Origin of the sequence: Ornithinicoccus halotolerans (assembly GCF_009602535.1) — a bacterium.
Taxonomy (GTDB): Bacteria; Actinomycetota; Actinomycetes; order Actinomycetales; family Dermatophilaceae; genus Ornithinicoccus; species Ornithinicoccus halotolerans.
In genome coordinates this window covers 1-6,079 of sequence record NZ_WIQI01000133.1, presented here as the reverse complement: position 1 = coordinate 6,079, position 6,079 = coordinate 1, and the positions used below count along the sequence as shown (strand labels likewise).

5 protein-coding genes are annotated in these 6,079 nt (G+C 75.6%); all 5 read right to left on the bottom strand.

The window, feature by feature from the left end:
• Positions 1 to 1,217: copper transporter (locus GFJ45_RS14605; protein WP_153398489.1), on the bottom strand; the 1,217-nt coding region annotated here is incomplete at its 3' end.
• Entirely contained in the window at positions 1,214 to 2,401 is a 1,188-nt protein-coding gene (gene steA, locus GFJ45_RS14600; RefSeq protein WP_153398487.1) for a putative cytokinetic ring protein SteA, read from the bottom strand. The genes steA and GFJ45_RS14605, both read right to left, overlap by 4 nt.
• An 89-nt stretch (positions 2,402 to 2,490) precedes the next feature.
• The gene (gene recN, locus GFJ45_RS14595) at positions 2,491 to 4,254 is read right to left on the bottom strand and encodes a DNA repair protein RecN (RefSeq protein ID WP_153398485.1); all 1,764 of its coding nucleotides are present in this window, start codon (positions 4,252 to 4,254) and stop codon (positions 2,491 to 2,493) included.
• Between the two features lies 1 nt (position 4,255).
• Positions 4,256 to 5,125, bottom strand: coding sequence for an NAD kinase (locus GFJ45_RS14590; protein ID WP_153398483.1), 870 nt, complete (start codon positions 5,123 to 5,125; stop codon positions 4,256 to 4,258).
• A 4-nt stretch (positions 5,126 to 5,129) separates the two neighbouring features.
• Positions 5,130 to 6,002 carry a TlyA family RNA methyltransferase gene (locus tag GFJ45_RS14585; RefSeq protein ID WP_153398481.1) on the bottom strand — a complete coding sequence of 291 codons (873 nt, stop codon included), beginning with the start codon at positions 6,000 to 6,002 and terminating at the stop codon, positions 5,130 to 5,132.
• Between the last annotated feature and the right edge of the window lie 77 nt (positions 6,003 to 6,079).

Genomic DNA, 6,079 nt, shown 5'->3' with positions numbered 1-6,079 from the left:
TCGCTGGTGCTGGGGGTGCTGGTCGCGGTCGCGGCCGCCTGGTGTCCGGTCGTGGCCTCCGAGGTCCCGCCGGTGTCTCCGGGGCCCCCGGCGTCGCCGGAGCCCTCGGCATCGTCGGTGCGCTCGGCGTCGTCGGCGTTCTCGGTCTCGTCGGTGCTCTCCTGCAGCGGGTCCGGTGGCGGCACCGGCCCAGGTCCCGACTCGTCATCGGAGGACATCACCGGGGGGACGGGCGGGGCCGGCCCCTCTGCTCCGGTGCCCAGCCCCCAGTGGCCGTACTCCTCCTCCAGCGCGTGCCGGATGGCGTAGACGAGGGCGACCTGGCCGGCCCGGGTATCGGCGTGGTCGACGCTGCTGACCGAGCCGGCCACGTCGTTGTCGGCGCGGACGGCGGCGACCAGCTCGTCGGTCGAGTCGCCCTCTAACTCGAAGTGGTCACCCCCCACCCCGGCCACGACCGTCGGCGTCCCCACCTCGGCCAGCGCCGCCACGGTGTCGACCCGCAACCGCAGGATCTCCCCGGCCTCGGGGTCCTCCGCCGGGTCCGCTTCCAGGCCCGGGGAGAGCACCACCACCGCCTGGGGGGCCCGCTGGTCCTCGGCGCCGGGCAGCTGGCCGTCGTCGCCGTTGCCCTCCCACTCCATCTCCACCAGCCCCAGGTCCTCCAGCCGCAGCGCCGCCGAGCGCCACTGGCCCACCGTGCCGCCCTCTTCGTCGGCGCCGGCCACCACCGCCGCCAGCACGGTGGCCAGCGTCGGCTCGGCGCCTTCCCGGGGCTCCGGATCGGCCACCAGCGGAGCAAGCTCGGTGGCTGCCTCGTGCCGGGTGGCGGCGGTGTCCGGGTCCTCGGTGTCCTCGGTCAGCCTCGCGGTCAGTACCGGGTCCCCGCCGGCGACGGAGACCAGCCGCCGCAGCTGGTCGGCCAGGTCCGGGTCGGCCCCGGGCAGCAGGACCATCCCCACCCGCACTCCGGTCAGCCGGTCGGCGACCGCCGGCGTGGTCAGCGAGGCCAACAGCTCGTCCTTGGCCTCGTTGGTGCGGGTGGTGTGGTCCAGCTCGGCGCGCAGTGCGCCGCGCTCCTCCCGCAGCTCCTCGACCTGCTGCTCCAAGGTGGTGGCCAGCTCCTGGCCCAGCGGCCCCGCGCCCAGGACGACGCCGATCGCCAGCGCCAGGAAGACCGCCACGAGCGAGACCAGGTGGTAGCGGAAGTCGATCACGTGAAGAGCCCTCCGACCAGTGCCAGCAGGTCCTCCAGCCGCACCCGCAGCACCCCCAGCACGGTACGGCCGCCGGGCGTGCTCGACAGCGCGGCGAGCAGCGCGAGCAGCCCGGCCAGCACCATCCACGACAGCGACGCGCTGGAGATCCGCGAGCGGTAGAGCAGGCTGACGCCCTTGGCGTCGACCAGCTTGCTGCCCACCCGAAGCCGGGTCAGGAAGGTGCTGGACATCCCTTTTCGACCCTTGTCGAGAAACTCCACGAGCGTGGCGTGCGTCCCCACGGCCACGATCAGGCGGGCGCCCTTGCCGTCGGCGAGCAGCATCGCCACGTCCTCGCTGGTCCCGATCGCCGGGAGCACGACCGGGTCCTCGACGCCGAGTCCGCGCACCCGCTCCAGGCCGGGGGCCTGGCCGTCGGCGTAGGCGTGCACGATGATCTCGGCGCCGCTCGTGAGGGCCCGGTCGGTCACCGAGTCCATGTCCCCCACGATCAGGTCCGGCTGGTAGCCGAGCTCCAGCAGCGCGTCTGCCCCGCCGTCGACGCCGATCAGCACCGGCCGGGCCTCGCGGATGAACGGCCGCAGCGTCTGCAGGTCCTCCTTGTAGTGGTAGCCGCGCACCACCACGAGCGCATAGCGGTCCTCCAGCTGGTTCCGCAGCTCGGGCAGCTCGATCCCGTCCAGCAGCAGGTGCCGCTCGGCGCGCACGTACTCGGTGGTGTTCTTCGCGAACGCCTCGATCTGGGTGTACAGCCCCGCCCGCGCCTCCTCCATCGCCGCCTCGACGTCCGCGGTGGTGAGCATGCGTCCCTCGGCGAGCAGCTCGCCGTCGCGTCGCAGCTGCCCGTCGGCGACCGTCACCGAGACCCCGTCGGCGAGCCGGTCCATCAGCCCGGACCCGACCGCGTCCAGCACCGGCACGCCGGCCTCGATCAGGATCTGCGGGCCCAGGTTCGGGTAGCGGCCGCTGATGGAGGCCGCGCAGTTCACGACGGCCGCGGGCCGGCAGGCCACCAGCGCCTGCGCGCTCACCTGGTCGATGTCGCGATGGTCGATGATGGCGATGTCACCGGGCTGCAGCCGCTTGGTCAGGTTCTTGGTGCGGCGGTCGACCCGGGCCGGCCCGTGCCACGGTCCGCCGGTGGCGTGACCGGCGGGGCGGGGGCGACGGGAGCGCATCATCGCCGCCCATCGTGCCACGTCCGGGCTGGACCACCCCCGGCGCGACCCACGCTCCCGAGGCCGGTCAGCGGCGGCCCGGGGAGGCCAGGTCAGGACGGCTGGCGGCCGGTGCGCTGCGGTGCATGCTCCTCCACCAGCTCCCGGGCGTGCCGCAGGGCGGCCTCGGAGTCCTCCACGCCGCCGATCATCCGGGCGATCTCGGCGACCCGTTCCTCGCGCTCGACGACCGCGACGTCGCTGGCGGTGACGGGTCCGGACCGCCCGCCGTCACCCTGGTGCTTGCGCACCACGTGGTGCCGGTCCGCGAACGCGGCCACCTGGCCCAGGTGGGTCACCACGATCACCTGCGCGTGCTCGGCCAGCCGCGCCAGCCGGGCGCCCAGGTCCAGCGCGGCGGCACCGCCCACGCCGGCGTCCACCTCGTCGAAGACGTAGGTCGGCAGCTGCGCCTCCGCCGACACCACCTCCAGGGCCAGCATCACCCGGGACAGCTCGCCACCGGAGGCGGCGCGGGTCACCGACCGCGGCGGTGCGCCGGCGTTGGCGGCCAGCCGGATCTCCACCTCGTCCAGGCCGTGGGCGCGGGCACGCACCCGGGTCCCGTCCGGCAGGGCGACCCCGTCCGCGTCCCGAGGCTGCTCGACGGCGACCTCCACCCGGGCCCCGGCCATCGCCAGGTGCGCCAGCTCCTCCTCCACCCGGCGGCTCAGCTGCGCGGCGGCCTCCCGGCGGGCCTGGGTGAGGATGGCGCCGTGGGCCGCTACCTGGGCCTCCAGCTCGGCGACCGCGGCCTGCAGCTCCTCGCGCCGGTCGTCGACCGACTCCAGGTCGGCCAGCTCCAGGGCGCCGCGTCGGGCCAGCTCGAGGGCGTCGGCCGTCGTGGGGCCGTAGCGGCGCAGCAGCGCGGTCAGCGCGGCGCGGCGCTCGTGGACCCACGCCAGCCGCTCCGGGTCGACGTCGACGCCGGCGGCGTAGGAGGCCAGGTCGGCGGCCAGGTCGGAGGCCAGGTACCCGAGCTCGTCCAGCCGGCGGCCCAGCTCCGCCAGCGCCGCGTCGTGGCCGGCGGCGGCCCGGACCTCCTGCCCGGCCTGAGCCAGCAGGTCCACCACGGCGGCCGTGGCGGCCGGGTCGTCCTCGTCGCCGGTGAGCGCCACCTGGGCGACCGCGGCCGCGTGCCGGAGCGCCTCGCCGTGGTCGAGGCGCTCGGACTCGGCGGCCAGCGCCGCTTCCTCGCCGTCCTCCGGGGCGACCTGCTCGATCTCGGCCAGCGCCGCCCGCAGGCTCTCCACCCGCAGCGTGCGCTCGGCTCCCTCACTGCTGAGGCCGGCGAGCCGCTCCCGGGTCTCCACCCAGGCTGTGTAGCTCTGCCGGTAGTCGTCGAGCGCGGCCGCGACCGGTGACCCGCCGGCGGCGTCGAGCAGCGCCCGGTGCTCCTCTGGCCGCCGCAGCCGCCACTGGTCTGCCTGCCCGTGCACGGCCACCAGGTGCTGACCGACCTCCGCGAGCACCCCGACCGGGGCGGTGCGTCCACCCACGTGGGCTCTGGAGCGGCCCTCAGCGCTGAGCGTGCGGACCAGCACCAGCCCGTCGTCGGTGTCGCCGCCGGCCGCCCGCACCCGCTCGGCGGCCGGGTGGTCGGGGCGGACGTCCACCTCCCCCTCGACGACGGCGGCGCGGGCCCCGGGCCGCACCAGGCCCGCGTCGGCGCGGGCGCCGAGCAGCAGACCCAGGCCGGAGACCACCATCGTCTTGCCGGCCCCCGTCTCTCCGGTCAGCACGTTCAGGCCGGGTGCGAGCTCCAGCTCGGCGTCCTCGATGACGCCCAGCCCGCTGATGCGTACCCGCTGCAGCACCTCAGCGCCCGCCTCCCGGCCGGCCGCGCCAGCCCTCGACCGGCAGCTGGAACTTGGCCACCAGCCGGTCGGTGAACGGCGAGCGGGTGAGCCGCGCCAGCCGCACCGGCGTGGCGCTGCGGCGCACCTCGATGCGGGCGCCGGGCGGCAGGTGGACCGAACGGCGGCCGTCGCTCCACATCACGCCCGCGGGGGCGTGCGGGACGACCTCGACCGCCAGGTGGGTGTCGGGGCCGAGGACCAGCGGGCGGGCGAACAGCGCGTGCGCGGAGATGGGCACGACCAGCAGCGCCTCCACCTCCGGCCACACCACCGGGCCGCCCCCGGAGAAGGCGTAGGCGGTCGAGCCGGTGGGGGTGGCCATGACCACCCCGTCGCAGCCCCAGGTCGACAGCGGCCGGCCGTCGATCTCCACGGTGAGCTCGAGCATGCGTTCCCGGGCCGACTTCTCCACGGAGGCCTCGTTGAGCGCCCAGGTGTGGAAAACCATGTCCCCGTCCCGGTACACGTCCACCTCGAGGGTCATCCGCTCCTCGACGGTGTAGTCGCGGTGCACGATCTGCTCCACGACCTCCGACATCTCCTCCCGCTCGGCCTCGGCCAGGAACCCGACCCGACCCAGGTTCACGCCCAGCAGCGGGATGCCCGGGTCGCGGGCGACCTCGGCCCCGCGCAGGATCGTGCCGTCGCCACCGAACACGACGACCAGCTCGGCCTGCGCGGCCGGGAACTCCACCGGCTGCAGGTCCCCGTCATCCGGGACGGCGGCGACCTCGATCCCGTGCCGCGCCAGCCGACGGGTCAGGTCATCGGCCAGGGAGGGCACCTCCGGGCGGCCGGAGTGGGTCACCAGCAGTACCTTGCGGGTCATCAACTCACTCCTCCCTGCCCAGCTGGTCCGCGCGCGCCGCGAGGGCCTGCGGGGTCATCATGCCGGGCCCCGGTGCGGTGAGCCACAGCAGGTACTCCACGTTGCCGCGGGCGCCGGTGTGCGGGGAGCGCTCCACGCCGCGGACGCCCAGGCCCAGCCCGGTCGCCGACTCGACCACGCTGAGCAGGGCACGGCTGCGGCTCTCGGCGTCGCGAACCACCCCCTGCCCACGGCGTACCGCCGCACGCCCGGCCTCGAACTGCGGCTTGACCAGGAGGACGAGGTCCCCGTCGTCGGCGAGCTGGCCGCGCAGCTGGGGAAGCACCGTCCGGAGCGAGATGAAGGACAGGTCCGCCACGACCACCTCGAACGGCTCACCGAGCTGGCCCGGTGCCACGTCGCGGATGTTGCGACCGGAGATCTCCCGGACCCGCGGGTCGGCGCGCACCTCCGGCGCCAGCTGGCCGTGCCCCACGTCCAGCGCGGTGACGTGCGAGGCGCCGTGGGCCAGCAGCACCTGGCTGAACCCTCCGGTGGATGCCCCCACGTCCAGGCAGCGGCGACCGGCCACCCGCAGCGCACGCGTCGGCCCCGGGGCGGGCTGCTCCCCGACCGGTGGTGCCCAGTGGCTCAGCGCGTGATGCAGCTTGCCGGCGCCGCGGCCCACCCAACGGGGGTGGTCCTCGACGTCGATGACGTCGCGGCCCGGGAGGACCGGGAGCGCGGGGCGCCGGGCGAGCCGGCCGCCGACACGGACCCGGCCCTCGCGCACCAGCGCGGCAGCCTCGCCGCGGGACCGCGCCTGGCCGCTGTCGACGAGGTACTTGTCCAGCCGGGACGGCGCCGCACCCGCGCCGACCGGCTGCGGGCCGCTCACGCCGGACCTGACCGCCGACCACTCCTTCCGGTACGACCCGGGCACGCTGGTGGCCTCCCTCGGCGACTACGACTACG

Bases quoted from the DNA above. Each gene is read 5' to 3' on its own strand.
- steA (WP_153398487.1), bottom strand. From the start codon at position 2,401: ATGATGCGCTCCCGTCGCCCCCGCCCCGCCGGTCACGCCACCGGCGGA.
- GFJ45_RS14590 (WP_153398483.1), bottom strand. From the start codon at position 5,125: ATGACCCGCAAGGTACTGCTGGTGACCCACTCCGGCCGCCCGGAGGTG.